The sequence below is a fragment of the Streptomyces sp. NPDC033131 genome (genome assembly GCF_055578365.1).
Genome location: NZ_JBVIPA010000010.1, coordinates 191574 through 207884, shown reverse-complemented (window position 1 = coordinate 207884; position 16311 = coordinate 191574). Strand labels below are relative to the sequence as shown.

The following is a 16311-nucleotide window of genomic DNA, read 5'->3' as shown; positions in this document are numbered from 1 at the left end:
TGCTACGAGAATGCCAATACCGTTATCGAGAATACGGTGATGGATCCGCGACTTGATGCTTCACGCAGAGGCCTGTCGGCGGCCTCAGCTCTCGCTCTACTCTTGCGGGATGAACAGGGAGAACGCGGGTTTCCCGGAGTGGGCGGACACGACCGTGTCGGCGGCACGGGTCGCCGCCGCCGACGCCGGTGTGCTGCCGGGCCCGGAGGGAGTACCGAGTCGGGTGCTGCACTTTCTGGATCTCGATCGGTGGCACGCCGCCGGTGACGCGGAGATCGCCCGGTGCGCCGCGGCTGTACGGGGGGTGCTGCCGATGGTCGTCGGCGTGGCCCGGCACACGCCGACGCAGCGCCTCGCACCGCTGCTCGACGCCCTGACCCTGACCTTGGCCGGGCCCGATGTCGTCGCCGAACGGCCGGAGTTGATGCCGGTTGCGCACGTCGGAAAGGCGTACGACCAGCTTGAGGAGGCGGTCGCGCATCGTCCCGGGGCGGGCCTGGCTCTCGGGCATCTGTTGCGGCAGACGGCCTGCCTCGACACGGTGCGCGGTCTCGCGGCGGAGGCCGCGGTGTACTCCATGCTGCTCGGCGGACCCGAGTACAAGGGATGGCTCGCCGAGCGCACGGCTACGCGCCCGTCGACTCCGGTGCGGCCGCTCGTACGGGCGACGCGCGACGGTGGACTGCTCACGATCGAACTGGACCATGCGGAGCGGCGCAACGCCCTGTCGGCCCGGATGCGGGAGGAGTTGCACGCGGCACTGGAGGTCGCCGTGTGGGATGACGGCGTCGAGCGGGTGGAACTCCGGGGAGCCGGGCCGGCGTTCTGCAGCGGCGGCGACCTGGCCGAGTTCGGCTCCGCTCGCGATCCCGTGGCGACGTACGTCGTCCGTCTCGATCGTGCGCCGTGGCGCCTCCTGGAGGCACTGCGCGACCGGACCCGGGTGCGGGTGCACGGGCCCGTGATCGGTGCGGGTCTCGAACTCGCCGCGTTCGCGGGCCTGGTGACCGCGGCGGCCGATACGCGCTTCAGGCTCCCCGAGCTGTCGATGGGCCTGGTTCCGGGAGCCGGAGGAACGGTCAGCGTCACCCGCCGGGTGGGCCGGTGGCGTGCGGCGTGGCTGATGCTGACCGGGGAGGAGATCGGCGCGGGGACGGCGTTACGGTGGGGGTTGGTGGACGAGGTGGAGGGGCTCGACGCGACCGGGGCGCAAGGGAGCCGGATGGTCGACGGTGTGCCACATGGCTGAACTCCCAGGCTCGTCCGTCCTGTTCAGATCCGTGGAAGTGGTCCCCGGCCGCCTGGGCGACTGCCGCGTGCGGGGCGGGCGCGTCGTCGCCCTCGCGCCCCGGCTGCGGGCCGCACCGGGCGAGAGTGTGGTGGACGGCGGCGGTGGCGCTCTGCTCCCAGGGCTTTCCGACCACCATCTGCATCTGGCCGCGATGGCCGCGCAGGCCGTTTCCATCGATCTGTCGGAACATACGGCCGTCACGCTCGGCCGGACAATCGGCAGCACGGCCCCCGGTCCGGACGGCTGGATCCGCGCGACCGGGTACGACGACGGCACGCACGGCCCGCTGGACAGGGAGATGCTCGACGCCTGGGCCGGTGGGCGGCCGGTGCGGGTGCAGCACCGTTCGGGTGCCCTGTGGGTGGTCAACTCCGCGGCCCTGCAACGCCTCGGTGCCGAGGCGGCCACCGCGCCACCCGGGGTGGAGCGGGACGACGCCGGCCGTGCGACGGGACGGCTCTGGCGGGTGGACGGCTGGCTGCGCGAGCGCATCGGCGCCCGCCCGCCCTCGCTCACCGAGATCGGCGCCCGGCTGGCCGCCTTCGGGATCACCCATGTCACGGACGCGACCCGTGATCCGGCCGCTGTATCCGTGCTGGCCGGTGCACTGCACCGGGGCGAGATGCCCCAGTACGTCACGTCCCTGGCCGCGTACCGGCCGACGCATGTCAGCCACCCACGGCTGCGGCTCGGCGCCCGCAAGCTGGTGGTCACCGACCATGAGTTGCCCGAACTCACCACCCTCGTGAGGGAGATATCCACGTCCCATGCCGCGCGCCGCCCCGTGGCCGTGCACTGCGTGACCCCCACCACGCTCGCACTCACTCTGGCTGCGCTGGACGCGGCGGGCAGCCGGGCGGGCGACCGCATCGAGCACTGCGCCCTCGCGGACTCCCCCGCCGTGCGCGAACTCGCCACACGCAGGCTGCGCGTCGTCACCCAACCGACGTTCATCGCACAGCGGGGCGACACATACCTGGCCAGGACCCCGACAAGTGAGCACGCAGACCTGTGGCGCTACGGAAGCCTGCTGCGCGCCGGAGTTCCCACGGCCCCCGGTAGCGACGCCCCGTACGGCGATCCGGATCCGTGGGCCTGTCTGCGCGCGGCCCGGGACCGCACGACACCCTCGGGACGAGTCCTGGGACCGGGCGAACGGACTTCGACAGTACGGGTGCTGCGCGGCATGCTGTCCCGTCCGTGCGACCCCGGCGGCCCGCCGCGCCGTCTCACCACCGGGGCACGCGCCGATCTCGTCCTGCTGCACACACCCCTCGACGAGGCCCTGCGCCACCCGGACCCGGCTCTGGTGCGGGCCACATATGTTGGCGGGCGGGCGGTGTACGGTCCCGTGACTCCGCGTTGACGTGGTCGTGCGCTGACCGTTCAGCGGCGTTCCACCGCCACCTCATCCAGGACTCTCGCGGTGTCCGCCCCCAACTCCACCGCAGTTCCCCGTGGTTGCGGCGGCAGCGGTGACCGTACAGCGTGTGTCTGCCGCAGCCGTGGGCAACGGACGCTCCAGGTGCCGTGGTCGCCGTGCAGTGTGTGAGCCGCCGTCGGTGCGCCGGCGGCGAAGGCCGCGGCGACCTCCCTCATCGCCACGTCGATCAGGTGGCCCCCGCCTGTTGCCAGGGAGGCGAGCGCTCCGAGTCCGGCCACCAGACCGGTGAGCGGGTCGGCGACCGCGTCGGCGCAGAACACCGGCTCGCCGCCCGCCCAGCCGACGAGCCCGCCCGCCACGGCGGCGTCGTCCCCGAAAGCCACCCGATCGGGGTGCGCGCGGCCGTCTCCGGTGATGGCGATCCAGACCTTGCCCGCGTGGTGTGTCCGTTGTTCCGGGGCCACACCCAGCTGTTGCAGGGCGCGCGGCCTGGAAGCCTCGATGACCACGTCGGCGGCATCGATCAGGGCGGCCAGGGCGGTGCGACCCTCGCGGGTGGTGAAGTCGACGGCGACGCTTTCGTGGCCGGCGTGCAGCCAGTCGTAGAAGAGGCGCTTGCCGCTGCGCGTACCGTCGGGGCGACGAGTGCTCTCCACCTTGATCACGCGTGCGCCCGCCTGGTGCAGCAGGTCGGCACACAGGGGGCCGGCCCAGAGGGAGGAGAGGTCGACGACCAGCGGTCGGCGGCCGGGCACCGTACGTGCCGGGGACGCAATACGGCTGACCCGCCAGGGAGTTGAAGGGACGGATGGTGCGGGCGGGAGCCCTGCGGCCGGGATGCCGAGCATCTGGGCGCGCTCCGCGAGGTCCCCCGCCGGCATGCGCCGCACAGCCCGGGTGAGTGATCGCCAGGGGTCGTCCACGTCGGTGCGCCCCAGGAGTGCCGGGAGCAGTTCGAGGTCGTCGGCGCGGCTGAGCGAGACAGCGCACCATCCGTCCGCCGCCCGCAGCAGCCGGGTGGCCCCACCGGCGGACATGCGACCCTGCCGGGTCAGCCCCAGTGCGCCCGCGCGACCGGTGAGCAGGGCCAGGGGGTCCACACGGACCGGGTGGGCGAGGGCAGCTCCGAGCGGCTGGAGTGCTGAAGCGGCGGCCCGCAGCAACGGGACGGCGCTCGCCGGGGCGAGTACGGGCGGGCCGGAGGCATGGCCGGTCAGGGACATGGCGCCGGACGTGGCCCAGTCCCGGCAGGGGCAGTCGGCCGTTCCGGTCGGGGGTGGCGGACCGGTCGGGGATGGCGGACCGGCCAGGGGTGGCGGACCGGTCGAGATCGTCGGCCCTGCCGGTGCCGACGGCCCAAGTGCGTCACCGATCGTGGCCAGCCATCGCCGCACGGTCGACGGCCCGTCCGCAGACCCCCCGCTCACAGCCCCAGCGACTTCGCCACGATCACCTTCATGACCTCGCTGGTGCCTCCGTAGATCCGTGTGATCCGGGCGTCGGTGTACAGCCGGGCGATCGCGTACTCCTGCATGTAGCCGTATCCGCCGAAGAGCTGGAGGCAGCGGTCGACGGCCCGCGCCTGCACCTCGGTGCAGAACAGCTTCGTCTTCGCCGCGTCCGGGCCGGACAGCTCACCAGCGACCAGGGCGAGGACGGCCCGGTCGAGCATCGCCTGCGCGGCCTCGGTCTCCGTTGCCACGGCGGCGAGTTCGAACTTCGTGTTCTGGAAGGACGCGACCGGCTTCCCGAAGGCCTTGCGCTCCTTGACGTAGGCGATGGTCGCCTCCAGGGCGGCGGCGGCTTGTGCGACCGAACCGACGGCGACCGTGAGGCGCTCCTGAGGCAGATTGTGACCGAGGTAGCCGAACGCGGCGCCCTCTTCGCCGAGCCGGTTCGCCACGGGCACGCGGACGTCGTCGAAGGCCAGCTCGACGGTGTCCTGCGCTTTGATGCCGATCTTCTCCAGGGTGCGGCCGCGGGTGAAGCCGGGCATGCCGTCCTCGACGACGAGCAGGGTGAGGCCGGCCCGCCGGTCTTCCGGATCGGTCGACGTACGCGCCACGACGATCACCAGGTCGGCGAGGAGACCGCCCGTGATGAACGTCTTCGCGCCGTTGACGAGGTACTGGTCGCCGTCGCGCACGGCAGTGGTGCGAATGCCGGCGAGGTCGGAGCCGGTGCCGGGTTCGGTCATGGCGATGGCGGTGAGCAGGGTCCCGGTGGCCAGGCCGGGGAACCAGCGCCCGCGCTGTTCGTCGTTCGCGTACGCGAGGAAGTACGGGAGGATCACGTCGAGTTGCGTACGTACGGTGCCCAGCGTCACCAGGGCGCGGGCTGCCTCCTCCTGGAGGACCACGTTGTAGCGGTAGTCGGCGACGCCCCCTCCCCCGTACTCCTCGGGGATCGCGACGCCGAGCAGCCCCAGTGAGCCGAGCCGGCGGAAGACCTCGCGCGGCAACTGCCCGGCCTTCTCCCAGTCGGAGTAGTGCGGGACGACCTCCTTGGCGATGACGTCGCGGGCGAGTTCGCGGAACGCTTCGTGGTCGGGAGTGAAGAGGTCACGGCGCATGGTTCCGAACCCCTTCAGTCGGCTGCGAGTTCGACGACGGTGGCGTTGGCGGTGCCGCCGCCTTCGCACATGGTCTGCAGGCCGTAGCGGATGCCGTTCTCCCGCATGTGGTGGATCATGCGGGTCATCAACACGGCGCCGGACGCACCGAGCGGATGGCCCAGGGCGATGGCGCCGCCGAGCGGATTGAGCAGGTCGGGGTCGGCTCCGGTCTCGGCGAGCCAGGCGAGAGGTACGGGCGCGAAGGCCTCGTTCACCTCGTACACCCCGATGTCGGCAAGGGCGAGGCCCGTCTTGCGGAGCACCTTCTCCGTGGCCGGGATCGGACCGGTGAGCATCAGTACGGGATCGGCGCCTACCACCGCACCCGCGCGGTACCGGACCAACGGGGTCAGGCCCAGCTCACGGGCCTTGTCCGGTGTCGTGACCAGGAGAGCGGCGGCACCGTCCGAGATCTGGGAGGCGTTGCCCGCGTGGATCAGGCCGTCCTCGCTGAAGGACGGCTTGAGGGAGGCTAGCTTTTCCACGCTGGTGGTGCGACGTACGCCTTCGTCGGCGCTCACCGTCGCGGCACGCGCGGTCACCGGGACGATCTGGCGGTCGAACGCGCCGGCGTCCTGCGCGACAGCGGCACGCGCATGCGACAGGGCGGCGAACTCATCGGCCTGGGCACGCGTGATGCCCCACTTCTGCGCGATCTTCTCCGCGGATACGCCTTGGTTGAAGTCGAACCCCCCGTAGCGGGACAGGACTTGGGGCCCGAAGGGCTGCCCGCCCGTTCTCGCCGCGCCCAGCGGCACACGGCTCATCACCTCCACGCCGCCGGCGACGACCACGTCCATCTGACCGGACAGGACGGCCTGAACGGCGAAATCCAGGGCCTGCTGACTGGAGCCGCAGGCACGGTTGACCGTGGTGCCGGGCACGGACTCGGGCCAGCCCGCCGCGAGGACCGAGTAGCGGGCGATGTTCGCGGACTGGTCGCCGATCTGTCCCACGCAGCCCCACACCACGTCGTCCACCACCGTCGGATCGATGCCGGTGCGGTCGACGAGTGCGCCCAGGACCACGGCGGAGAGGTCGGCGGCGTGGACGGCGGACAGGCCTCCGCCCCGTTTGCCCACGGGGGTGCGGACCGCCTCGACGATCACTGCTTCAGGCATCGCGGGGTTCCTCCGTTGACTGGGTGACGGGCGCGAGGGCGGGCGCGGGTACGGCCCAGGTCCCCGTGAAGACGGGTGCGCGTTTCTCGGTGAAGGCCGCGTAGGCCTCGGGGACGTCCGCGGTGGCGAAGTTGACCGCCTGCGCGCGTGCCTCGGCGGAGAGGGCCTCGCGCAGGGTGTATCCCGTCCCCTCGTTGAGCAGGGCCTTGCTCTGGGCCAGCGCGATTGCCGGCCCCTGGGCGAGGCGGACGGCGAGCTCCTCGACGTAGCCGTCGATCTCTTCCTCGGGCACCACCCACGTCACGAGCCCCAGGGCGTGGGCCTCTTCCGCGTCGATCGTCTCCGCGAGCAGCGCGAGCCGCTTGGCCTGCTGCAGCCCGACGAGCCGGGGCAGCAGCCAGGAACCGCCGAGGTCGAGGGAGAGGCCGCGGCGCGCGAAGATCTGCGAGAACCGGGCGCCCTGAGAGGCCACGACGAGGTCGCAGCCGAGAGCGAGGTTCCAGCCCGCCCCGACGGCGACCCCGGTGACCTTGGCGACGGTGGGGACGGGCAGCTCGTGCAACAGCAGCGCCACGTCGGTCAGGGTCCGCATCCGGTGCAGGGGGTGGGAGTCGGGACGGGGGCTGGTGAGATCGGCGCCCGAACAGAACGCTCCCCCGGCGCCCGTGAGTACCAGGGCCCGTACGGACCGGTCCTCGCCGGCCGCCACGAGCGCGTTGTGCAGCGCGGACCAGAGGGCGGTGTTCAGGGCGTTCTTGCGGTGCGGGCGGTTGAGGGTGAGGGTGCGGATGCCCTCGGGGGTGTCGTGGGTCAGCAGCACGGGACTGGTTGCGCTCCGGGGCTCGTACGCCCTCACGCCGGCCCCCTGGCCTCGGGAGCCTCCCCGATCACCCCGCCCTCGCGCAGCACGGTGATCTCCTCCGCGCTCAGGCCGAGTTCGCCGAGCACCGTCTCCGTGTGCTCGCCGAGCCCCGGTACCGCGCCCATCCGCGCCTCGTAACCGGAGATGACCGGTGGCGGCAGCAGAGCGGGGATCTCGCCTGCTGGGGTCGGAATGGTGCGCCAGCGGTCGCGGGCGGTGAGTTGCGGGTGGGCGTTGACGTAACTCGGTGTGTTGTAGCGCGAGTTGCCGATGCCGGCCTCGTCGGCACGGTCCTGGATCGTGGTGAGGTCGTGACGGGCGCACCAGGCGGCGATCTCCTTGTCGAGGAGTTCGCGGTGGGCGCACCGGCCGGTGTTGGTGCGGAACCGGTCGTCGGCGGCGAGGTCGGGCCGCTCGATCAACTCCTCGGCCAGACGCTGCCATTCGCGGTCGTTGGTCGTGCCGAGGACGACGGTCCGGCCGTCGGCGGTGTGGTACGCCCCGTACGGCGCGACGGCCGGGGAGCTCATGCCGAGCGGGTCGGGCTCCAGGCCCGAATGGCGGGTGTACGTGAGCGCGTACCCCATGAGTTCGGTCATCGTGTCGAAGAGGCTGACGGCCACCGAAGGCGTGGGGCCACTGCCGGATCCGTGTGCCCCTTCGAGCGCGGACCCGCGTGCACCGTCGAGCCGGGATCCGCGTACCCCATCGCGCCTGGACCCACGTTGCCCATCGCGCCCCGATCCGCGCCCCTCATACAGCAGCGCCAGGATGCTCAGCGCCGCGTACAGGCCGGTCGTGGTGTCGGCGACCGGCGGTCCCGGTTTCGCGGGAGCGCCGGGGCGCCCGGTGATCGAGCAGGCGCCCGACTCGGCTTGGACGAGCAGGTCGTACGCGCGTTTGTGGGAGAGCGGGCCACCGGGGCCGTAGCCGTCGATCTCCACACCGATGACGCCGGGGTGGCGGGCGGCGAGGTCCTCGGGCGCCACTCCGAGCCGGGCCGTGGTGCCCGGGGTGAGGTTGGAGACCAGGACGTCGGCCCGGTCGAGCAGCCGGTGCAGCAGATCGAGGCCCCGCTCGGTCTTCAGGTCGAGGGTGACCGACTCCTTGCCGCGGTTGGCCCACACGAAATGCGCGCCGAGTCCGCCCACCACGTCGTCGTAGTGCCGGGCGAAGTCACCGCCGCGCGGGTTCTCCACCTTGATGACGCGGGCGCCGAGGTCGGCGAGCGTACGGGTGCACATGGGAGCGGAGACCGCCTGCTCCAGAGCGACGACGGTGACGCCGGCAAGCGGTCCCCGCCCTCCATGCCCCCGCCCCCCGGTTCCGGGCATCAGATGACCAGGCCGCCGTCGACGGGCAGGACCTGCCCCGTGACGAACGACGCGGCGTCGGAGGCGAGGAAGACGAAGGCCGGGGCGACTTCCTCCGGCTCGGCCCACCGGCCCATGGGAATGCGGGCGAGCATGGGTCCGGCGAACTTCTCGTGCGTACGGATGGTCTCCGTCATCGGCGTGGCGGCCAGCGGTGCCACGGCGTTGACCGTGATCTGCTTGCGCGCCAGCTCCCGGGCGAGCGACTTGGTCATCCCGATGATCCCGGCCTTCGCGGCCGAGTAGTTGACCTGGCCGAGCGTGCCGGTGAGGCCGGCGGACGAGGTCACGTTGATGACGCGTCCGGTGCCGTCCACGGGCAGGAACGGCAGCGCGGCCTGCGCGCACCGGAACGCGCCCATCACATGAATGTCGACGAGCCGCGTGACGCTCTCCTCGGTGAGGTCGGCGAACATGGCCGGCGCGGTGACACCTGCGTTGTTCACGAGTATGTGCAGTCGGCCGTCGGCGAGTTGGGCGGCCCGCGCGCAGGCGGCGTCGGCGGCGGCCCGGTCCCGTACGTCGAGAACCGCGCTCTCCGCCTTGCCGCCCTCGGCACGGATCTTCTCGGCGCTCGTCTCGGCCGCCACGCCGTCGAGGTCCGTGACCAGGACGGTGGCGCCGGCCCGGGCGAGCGCCTGCGCCACGGCGGCGCCGATGCCCGCCGCGGCGCCGGTGACGAGGGCCGAACGGCCGGTGAGCGCAAAGGGGTTGGCGGCGTCCGCCACGGTGCGACCTCCTGGGTCCGAGGGCTGAACGGGCTACGTCGACGGTTCGGGGGCTGAACGGACTGTGAGACAGTCGGGGCCGCCGGCTACTTCGACGCGGCGGCGACCGCCCGCTGCGCCCGCTCCCGGTACCCGGCGAGCTTCTCGGCGGGCGCGACGACCCGGTGGCTGCGCGACTGGACGCTCACGTCGTGCCCGGCCGCCGCGGCCCGCAGCGCACCCACCGTCGCCTCCTCGCGCGGCACATGTGCGAAGGGGTCGAAGGAGAACCAGCGCATGGCGTTCTCGTACGTCATCTTGTTGATCTCGTCGTCCGGCACCTGGCAGGCGTCCATGACGCCGCCCAGCTCCTCGGGCGCGCCGGGCCACATGGAGTCGCTGTGCGGGTAGTCGGCCTCCCAGCAGATGTTGTCGATGCCGATGTCGTGCCGCAGCCGTACGCCCAGCGGGTCGCTGATGAAGCAGGTCAGGAAGTGCTCGCGGAAGACCTCGCTGGGCAGCTTTCCGCCGAAGTCCTGCAGCGTCCAGGTGGAGTGCATCTCGAAGGTCCGGTCGACGCGCTCGAGGAAGTACGGGATCCAGCCGGTGCCGCCCTCGGACAGCGCGATCTTCAGGTCCGGATAGTCCTTGACGGGCTTGGACCAGAGCAGGTCGGCCGCGGCGGTGACGATGTTCATCGGCTGCAGCGTGATCATCACGTCCGGCGGGGAGTCGGCGGCCGGGATGGTGAGCCGGCCCGAGGAGCCGATGTGCACGGACATCACGGTGTCGGTGTCGACCAGGGCCTTCCACAGCGGGTTCCAGTACGGGTCGTGGAAGCTGGGATAACCGAGGGCCGCCGGGTTCTCGGTGAAGGTGAGCGAGTGGCAGCCCTTGGCGGCGACCCGGCGCACCTCCGCCGCGCACAGCTCCGCGTCCCAGATCGCCGGCAGCGCCATCGGGATGAAGCGGCCCGGGTAGGCGCCGCACCACTCGTCGATGTGCCAGTCGTTGTACGCGCGCACCAGGGCGAGGGAGAAGTCGGGGTCCTCGGTGGCGAACAGGCGGGCCGCGAAGCCGGGGAACGAGGGGAAGTTCATCGAGGCGAGCATGCCGCCCGCGTTCATGTCCTTGATGCGTTCGTGCACGTCGTAGCAGCCGGGCCGGATCTCGTCGAGACCCTGCGGCTCCATGCCGTACTCCTCCTTCGGCCGCCCGGCCACCGCGTTGAGCGCGGCGTTCGGGATGACCGTGTCGCGGAAGGTCCACACGTCGGTGCCGTCCTCGCGGTGGACCAGGCGCGGGGCCTCTTCGCGGTACTTCTCCGGCAGGTGGTTCACGAACATGTCTGGCGGCTCGATGATGTGGTCGTCGACGCTGATCAGGATCATGTCGTCCCGGTGCATGACGGGCCTCCAAGCGCGTGCATACGCATGAGTACGAAGGTGTGCGGGGCGGGCTCAGTCGGACGCGGGCAGCGGCTTGGCAGCCTTGATCTCCATCACCGTGCCGTCGCAGGCGAGCGGCCCACCGCCCGCGGCGGTGCAGAGCAGCTCCAGGGAGCCGGAGGCGTCGACATAACGCTTGCCGATGAGAGTGCCCGCGCTCTGGGTTGCGGGCGCGGCTGGGGGTGCCGGCGCCGCTTCGGCCGCCGGCACCATCGGCTCACCTCCGCAGGTGAGCCGCGGACTGGCGTCGGCCTGCGCCTTCACCACGACCACACGGGTACCGCAGACGGTGCTGGCCAGTTGCGCTCCGGGGCGCAGCCCCAGGGCCGGTGACGTCATGTCGACTTCCCTTCCCCTGCCGGACAGGATTCCCCTCTCAGCAAACGGAAACTATCTTCTCCTGATCCGCGAATCAACCATTCGTACGCAACATTGCGCGATACACGGGGCATTTCCGCCGGGCCCACCCGACTCCCACCGCCGGTTTGCACGTTGACGCATCACCACCCTCGTGGAACCCTGAAGGAAACAGACGAGAACATCATTCTCATACACGAGAACGGAGCGAACAGGTGACCTCACCCCGTCCGACCGACGACCTCATGGAGATCCACCAGCTCCTGGCCCGCTACGCGGTGACGATCACCCAGGGCGATATCGACGGCCTGCTCGAGGTGTTCACCGAGGACGGGACGTACAGCGCCTTCGGCGACACCTACCCGCTCTCCGACTTCCCGGCGCTGGTCGCCGCCGCACCCAAGGGGCTGTTCCTCACCGGCGCCGCACTGGTGGAACTGGCGGACGACAGCGCCACGGGCACCCAGCCGCTCTGCTTCGTCGACCACGCCACTCACGACCTGCGCATCGGCTACTACAACGACTCCTACCGGCGCACCGAACGCGGCTGGCGGCTGCGCTCCCGCGCGATGACCTTCATCCGCCGCAGCGGCGCCCATGACTCCGGACGCCCGCACGCCTTCGACCCGGCGGGCGCGTGAGCGCCGAGGAGAGCCGAAGGCCCATGGACGGGCGCATGCCCGCGGGGTTCCACACAACCGCGGAGTTCCGCACAACCGCGCAGTTCCGCGCCGACCTGACCGCCTGGCTCGACGCACACGACCTCACACCGGATCCCGCCGACCACTCCCTGGACGCCCAGGTGGCACAACTGGCGCGGGTGCGAGGGGCGTTGTACGAGGCGGGCTGGATGCGCCACGGCTGGCCCGCGTCCGTCGGCGGGCTCGGCGGACCCGCCGTACTGCGGGCCGTGCTCGGCGAGGAGGTGGCCACCCGCGGCCTCGCGGAGCCCGGCATCTACTCCATGGTCGAAGTCCTGGCCCCGACCATGATCTCGTACGCCTCGCCTCGACTGGCCGCCGAGATGGTCCCGTTGCTGCTCGGCGGCCGCGAGCAGTGGTGCCAGGGCTTCTCCGAACCGGGCTCCGGCAGCGATCTCGCCTCGCTCACCACCCGCGCCCGGCCGCGCGGCGACGACTGGGTGGTCTCCGGCCAGAAGGTGTGGACGAGCCTCGCCCAGTACGCTGCCCGCTGCGTACTGCTCGCGCGGACGGGAGAGCCCGGGCACGGCGGCATCACCGCCTTCTTCGTCGACATGGACTCCCCCGGCATCACGGTCCGCCCCCTGCGCACGATGCATGACGTCGACGAGTTCGCCGAGGTCTTCTTCGACGACGTGGTCGTGCCCGGCGCACGGATGCTCGGCCGGCCGGGCGACGGCTGGCGCCTGGCGATGGACCTGCTGCCGCACGAGCGCTCCACCTGCTTCTGGCACCGCATCGCCCACCTGTACACGCGCCTCGACCGTCTCCTCGAGGAGTGCCGCGACCCGGACGACAGGGCCATCGGCGAGGCCTATCTCGCGCTGCACACCGCGCGCTCCCGCTCCTACGCGACGCAGCGACGGCTCGCGGAAGGCGCGGCACTCGGCCCGGAGACCTCGGTCGACAAGGTCCTTCTGGCCACCGCCGAGCAGCAACTGTTCGACACCGCGAGGGACTTGCTCCCGGGTGCGGTCGAGCTCACGGATGCGGACGACACCTGGCGCACCGAGTTCCTGTACTCGCGTGCGGCGACCATCTACGGCGGCACCGCCGAGGTGCAGCGCAACATCATCGCTCGGCGGCTGCTCGATCTCGGCAAGGAGTGAACCCGGATGAGCGCTGACACAACCGAGTTGGGCCTGCTGGCCGAGGCCCTGCGCAAGACGATGACCGATCACACGGGCGCGGCTCTGGATGCCGCACTCGACGGCATGGGCTGGCGGGACATGCTCGCCGAACTGCCGAACGAAACGGTCCCGTTGGTCTGCCGTCTGCTCGGCGAGACGGGCGCACACGCCTCCGTGCTCAACGACGTGGTGCTCCACGAGGCGGGGCGCCCGCTGGGCGACAGCGTGCCCCTTCCCTACGCCGGCGGTGGGCAGCTCGTCTGGAAGCGCGGCACCGATCTCACGCCCGCCGACGCACTGGACCAGGAACTGCCCTGGCGTCTCACCCCCACCGAGGCCGAGGCGCTGCCTCTCACCGCGGGTCGCCGGGCCTTGGCCTGGTGGCTGACCGGGACGGCCCGCGCCATGCTTGCCCTGGCCCGGCAACACGCCCTGGACCGGACACAGTTCGGCCGCCCGATCGCCTCCTTCCAGGCCGTACGCCACCGCCTCGCGGAAACCCTGATCGCGATCGACGGCGCCGAAGCGGCCCTGACCGTGGGGGACGACGACCGCGGCGACCTGAGCTCTCTGCTCGCCAAGGCCGCCGCGGGCCGCGCGGCCCTGACCGCCGCCCGCCACTGCCAGCAGGTGCTCGGCGGCATCGGCTTCACCGCCGAACACGCCCTGCACCGGCACGTACGGCGGGCGTACGCGCTGGACGGACTGCTCGGGAGTGCACGGGAGTTGACCCGCGAGGCGGGCGCCCGGATCCGAAGCGAAGGCCGGGCCACGCGGATCGCCCAACTCTGAGAGGCGCGCGGGTCGCCCAGCTTCTGGGAGCCGCGCGGATCACCCGTCCGCAAGGACGAACCGCGCAGCCCGCCGCGCTCAGGCGTTGAAGCGATAGGAACCCGCCTTCGCCCGGTACACCTTGTACGCCGCACCGCCCGAGGAGTCGTCCCGTACAAACTGCACGCCGTCCGGGGGCGCTCACCGGCTTGCCCTGCGTCGGCACCCAGATCTCGGCGTCGGTGTTGTACGGCACGGTCACCGAAAGATCGATCCTGCCGTCCGTACGCCGGTGCCACTGCGAGGACACCTCACCGCGCACCGTCTTGATCGAGGCGCTCACCCGGTCCAGGGGTGCGGGCGAAAGGTCGAGGTCCGATGTGTCCACCGGAACACGGCTGTTGACGGCCACGGCCGGAATGTACGGGCGGATGCGCAGGGTCTCGTACGCGGTGGAGGTCGGCTTGATGCCGGCCAGGCTCTGGTAGAACCACGTGGCCACGTTGGAGCGGTAGTGGTGGTTCACGGACAACCGCTCCTGCCACTCCTCCCACAGCGAGGTGGCGCCCCGGGCGATCTGGTGGACGTAGCCGGGCTCGCCGGTCTGGGTGACGGCCTTGAGGGCGATGTCGGTGTAGCCGTACTCGCTGAGGATGTTGAACTCGTAACGCGAGCCGTACATGTCGTTCTGCAGGTGGTGACCGGCGGCCACGATGCGGTCGGCGAGCAGCTTGGCCAGGGCCTTCTCGTTCTCGGCGAGCTTCTTCGTGCCGGGCAGGTACCGGGGGTCGTCGGTGCTCAGGTCGGAGCCGGGGACCAGGTCGAAGGCGAGGGCCATGGCGTTCTCGCTGGAGATGCTGCCCTCGGTGAAGTGGCCGAGCTTCTCGTCCCAGTAGTTGGCGATGAACGCCTTGCGCAGGATCTTGGCCAGGTTGCCGTAGTGGGCGGCTCGTCCGGTGCGTCCGAGCAGCTTGCCCACGTCCGCCATGTAGTCGCAGAAGTGGATGTAGTAGGCGAGGCTGATCACGGCGTTGCTGCCCTTGGGCTCCGCTCCGGAGTACGCGCCGAGCGCGGCCTCGAACCGGTAGCCGTTCTCCGCCGTGAACAGCGCCTCGTAGGTCTTCAGAAGCCGGTCCTGGTGCTCGTACAGCTCGGCGAACAGGCTGCTGTTGCCGTAGTACGCGAAGAGCTCCTGCGGGATGACGAAGTACGCGGAGTCCCAGGTCGGCACGGCCTTCCACGCCTTGTCCCAACCGGGGGTGCGGTCGTAGCCGTAAGCCCCCTTCGCCACGGGGACGATCATCGGCAGCTGGCCGGTGGAGATCTGCGTGTCGGGGAAGTGGCGCAGGAAGGTCGTGAAGACCCCGTTGACGTCCCAGGTGAGGGACTGCGACTCGGAGCTGGCCATGGCGTCGCCGGTCCAGCCGTTCTTCTCGCGCGAGGGCGTGTCGGTGGGCTTTTGGACGAGGTTGTTCTGCTCGGCCCATTCCAGGTTGCGCTGGATCCGGTTGAGCAGCGCGTTGTCCGTGGTGAACGTGCCGGTGCGGGCGAAGCCGGTGCGCGCGACGGCGACCGTGAACAGCTCGGCGTCCCGGTCGAGGGACGGTTTGCGGCCGAGGACGGCCTCCAGGTTGTGGATCTCCAGGAGTAGTGCGCTCAATCTCTGCCAGGCGGTAAGTTTACGAACACCCCGAGTACAGCACAACGCTCACGACGACCACATTTCCGCGCGCTTTAAGGCGGTTGACTTCCCCCACGGGCCATGCTTCGATTCCCGTCGTACGGAAACGTAATTCTCGCAAGCGCGCAACAACCCTCTCGTACGGGTGGTGTCGTGGTGCAACTTTCCGTGAAGGAGCGGATCCTGCTGGCCGCGGAGCGACTTTTCGCCGAGCGCGGCCTCGACGGGGCCTCCCTGCGACAGATCAGCGCGGCCGCCCACAACGGCAACAACACGGCGGTGCAATACCACTTCGGCTCGAAGGAGCGCCTGATCCAGGCGATCTTCGAGTACCGCCTACGGGATCTCAACGAACGCCGCGCCGCTCTGATCGCCGGCCGGCGTCCGCAGGATCTGCGCACCTGGGTCGAGTGCCACATCGTCCCGGTGCTCGAACAGGGCGAACGGGAGGGCAGCCACTACCTCAGCTTCGTGGCGAAACTCCAGCAGCACGGCCGGCGGGACGTCCTCGACCGGCTCACACCCGAGTTGCTCGCACCGACGCACGTCTTCCGCGAGCGGGCCGGGGCGCTGCTGCCGCACGTTCCGGAGCCGCTGCGCGGCCACCGCATCGCCCATGCGATGGCGTTCAGCGTGCACGCCGGGGCCGAACGCGAGCAGAGCCGGGCCCGTGACGAGGAAGTACTGCCGTACACCGTCCACGTCGGGGATCTCCTCGACGGCATGGTCGGGTTTCTGCAGGCGCCGGTGTCCCCGGCCACCGCGTCGGCCCTGACGGAGGCCGGACCACGCGAGGTCGCGCTGCCCGTCCACCCCTAGGGCCTGTCGTTTGGATCAGGTCGCAGGAAATCGACAGCGCTGTTCAGTGCCG

The 16311-nt window shown here is 71.0% G+C and carries 14 protein-coding genes and 1 pseudogene; 6 read left to right on the top strand and 9 right to left on the bottom strand.

Translation table 11 applies throughout. The features are described from left to right. The first annotated feature begins 109 nt into the window (after window positions 1–109). Together ACZ5XS_RS16015 and ACZ5XS_RS16010 are read left to right on the top strand one after the other, a co-directional pair. Window positions 110–1249: an enoyl-CoA hydratase/isomerase family protein gene (locus ACZ5XS_RS16015; RefSeq protein WP_468651625.1), complete on the top strand. Its 1140-nt coding sequence runs from the start codon at window positions 110–112 to the stop codon at window positions 1247–1249. Beyond that, on the top strand, window positions 1242–2657 hold the full coding sequence (locus ACZ5XS_RS16010; protein WP_468651623.1) for an amidohydrolase family protein: 1416 nt from the start codon (window positions 1242–1244) through the stop codon (window positions 2655–2657). The genes ACZ5XS_RS16015 and ACZ5XS_RS16010 overlap by 8 nt, the downstream gene beginning before the upstream one ends. Before the next feature lie 20 nt (window positions 2658–2677). On the opposite strand, the gene ACZ5XS_RS16005 is transcribed toward ACZ5XS_RS16010, so the two are convergent. The 8 genes from ACZ5XS_RS16005 to ACZ5XS_RS15970 all read right to left on the bottom strand — a co-directional run bounded on the left by ACZ5XS_RS16005 (window position 2678) and on the right by ACZ5XS_RS15970 (window position 11139). Next, the gene (locus ACZ5XS_RS16005) at window positions 2678–3898 is read right to left on the bottom strand and encodes a CoA transferase (RefSeq protein WP_468651621.1); all 1221 of its coding nucleotides are present in this window, start codon (window positions 3896–3898) and stop codon (window positions 2678–2680) included. 200 nt (window positions 3899–4098) lie between these two features. Further along, a complete protein-coding gene (locus ACZ5XS_RS16000) occupies window positions 4099–5247 on the bottom strand; it encodes an acyl-CoA dehydrogenase family protein (protein WP_468651619.1) in 1149 nt (382 codons plus the stop codon). A gap of 14 nt (window positions 5248–5261) precedes the next feature. Then, a complete protein-coding gene (locus ACZ5XS_RS15995) occupies window positions 5262–6410 on the bottom strand; it encodes a thiolase family protein (protein WP_468651617.1) in 1149 nt (382 codons plus the stop codon). Further along, complete coding sequence (locus tag ACZ5XS_RS15990) at window positions 6403–7230, bottom strand: enoyl-CoA hydratase/isomerase family protein (protein ID WP_468651615.1); 828 nt, start codon at window positions 7228–7230, stop codon at window positions 6403–6405. The genes ACZ5XS_RS15995 and ACZ5XS_RS15990 overlap by 8 nt, the downstream gene beginning before the upstream one ends. 32 nt (window positions 7231–7262) lie before the next feature. Continuing rightward, window positions 7263–8606, bottom strand: coding sequence for a CaiB/BaiF CoA transferase family protein (locus ACZ5XS_RS15985; protein ID WP_468651613.1), 1344 nt, complete (start codon window positions 8604–8606; stop codon window positions 7263–7265). Then, window positions 8606–9373 (bottom strand): SDR family NAD(P)-dependent oxidoreductase, encoded by a 768-nt coding sequence (locus ACZ5XS_RS15980; RefSeq protein ID WP_468651612.1) that lies wholly within the window; start codon window positions 9371–9373, stop codon window positions 8606–8608. Before ACZ5XS_RS15980 ends, ACZ5XS_RS15985 begins: the two co-directional genes overlap by 1 nt. Before the next feature lie 86 nt (window positions 9374–9459). After that, window positions 9460–10758: an amidohydrolase family protein gene (locus tag ACZ5XS_RS15975; RefSeq protein WP_468651610.1), complete on the bottom strand. Its 1299-nt coding sequence runs from the start codon at window positions 10756–10758 to the stop codon at window positions 9460–9462. 54 nt (window positions 10759–10812) lie between these two features. Continuing rightward, window positions 10813–11139 (bottom strand): hypothetical protein, encoded by a 327-nt coding sequence (locus ACZ5XS_RS15970; RefSeq protein ID WP_468651608.1) that lies wholly within the window; start codon window positions 11137–11139, stop codon window positions 10813–10815. A 233-nt stretch (window positions 11140–11372) separates the two neighbouring features. Between ACZ5XS_RS15970 and ACZ5XS_RS15965 the strand changes: the two genes are divergently transcribed. From ACZ5XS_RS15965 to ACZ5XS_RS15955, 3 genes are read left to right on the top strand one after another with little or no spacing between them, the layout of a single operon-like run. Further along, window positions 11373–11798, top strand: a complete 426-nt coding sequence (locus ACZ5XS_RS15965; protein ID WP_468651606.1) for a nuclear transport factor 2 family protein — start codon at window positions 11373–11375, stop codon at window positions 11796–11798. 23 nt (window positions 11799–11821) lie between these two features. Continuing rightward, a complete protein-coding gene (locus ACZ5XS_RS15960) occupies window positions 11822–12967 on the top strand; it encodes an acyl-CoA dehydrogenase family protein (RefSeq protein ID WP_468651604.1) in 1146 nt (381 codons plus the stop codon). Between the two features lie 6 nt (window positions 12968–12973). After that, window positions 12974–13780 (top strand): acyl-CoA dehydrogenase family protein, encoded by an 807-nt coding sequence (locus ACZ5XS_RS15955; RefSeq protein ID WP_468651603.1) that lies wholly within the window; start codon window positions 12974–12976, stop codon window positions 13778–13780. 241 nt (window positions 13781–14021) lie between these two features. Here the strand turns inward: ACZ5XS_RS15955 and ACZ5XS_RS15950 are convergent. Then, window positions 14022–15419, bottom strand: a pseudogene (locus ACZ5XS_RS15950) (alpha-L-rhamnosidase-related protein); the annotation flags it as partial. Between the two features lie 174 nt (window positions 15420–15593). On the opposite strand from ACZ5XS_RS15950, the gene ACZ5XS_RS15945 reads away from it, so the two are divergent. Beyond that, the gene (locus ACZ5XS_RS15945) at window positions 15594–16259 is read left to right on the top strand and encodes a TetR/AcrR family transcriptional regulator (RefSeq protein ID WP_468651601.1); all 666 of its coding nucleotides are present in this window, start codon (window positions 15594–15596) and stop codon (window positions 16257–16259) included. The last annotated feature ends 52 nt before the right edge of the window (window positions 16260–16311 follow it).

Bases quoted from the DNA above. Each gene is read 5' to 3' on its own strand.
- ACZ5XS_RS16010 (WP_468651623.1), top strand. From the start codon at position 1,242: ATGGCTGAACTCCCAGGCTCGTCCGTCCTGTTCAGATCCGTGGAAGTG.
- ACZ5XS_RS16000 (WP_468651619.1), bottom strand. From the start codon at position 5,247: ATGCGCCGTGACCTCTTCACTCCCGACCACGAAGCGTTCCGCGAACTC.
- ACZ5XS_RS16005 (WP_468651621.1), bottom strand. From the start codon at position 3,898: ATGTCCCTGACCGGCCATGCCTCCGGCCCGCCCGTACTCGCCCCGGCG.
- ACZ5XS_RS15985 (WP_468651613.1), bottom strand. From the start codon at position 8,606: ATGCCCGGAACCGGGGGGCGGGGGCATGGAGGGCGGGGACCGCTTGCC.
- ACZ5XS_RS15975 (WP_468651610.1), bottom strand. From the start codon at position 10,758: ATGCACCGGGACGACATGATCCTGATCAGCGTCGACGACCACATCATC.
- ACZ5XS_RS15970 (WP_468651608.1), bottom strand. From the start codon at position 11,139: ATGACGTCACCGGCCCTGGGGCTGCGCCCCGGAGCGCAACTGGCCAGC.
- ACZ5XS_RS15995 (WP_468651617.1), bottom strand. From the start codon at position 6,410: ATGCCTGAAGCAGTGATCGTCGAGGCGGTCCGCACCCCCGTGGGCAAA.
- ACZ5XS_RS15955 (WP_468651603.1), top strand. From the start codon at position 12,974: ATGAGCGCTGACACAACCGAGTTGGGCCTGCTGGCCGAGGCCCTGCGC.
- ACZ5XS_RS16015 (WP_468651625.1), top strand. From the start codon at position 110: ATGAACAGGGAGAACGCGGGTTTCCCGGAGTGGGCGGACACGACCGTG.
- ACZ5XS_RS15960 (WP_468651604.1), top strand. From the start codon at position 11,822: ATGGACGGGCGCATGCCCGCGGGGTTCCACACAACCGCGGAGTTCCGC.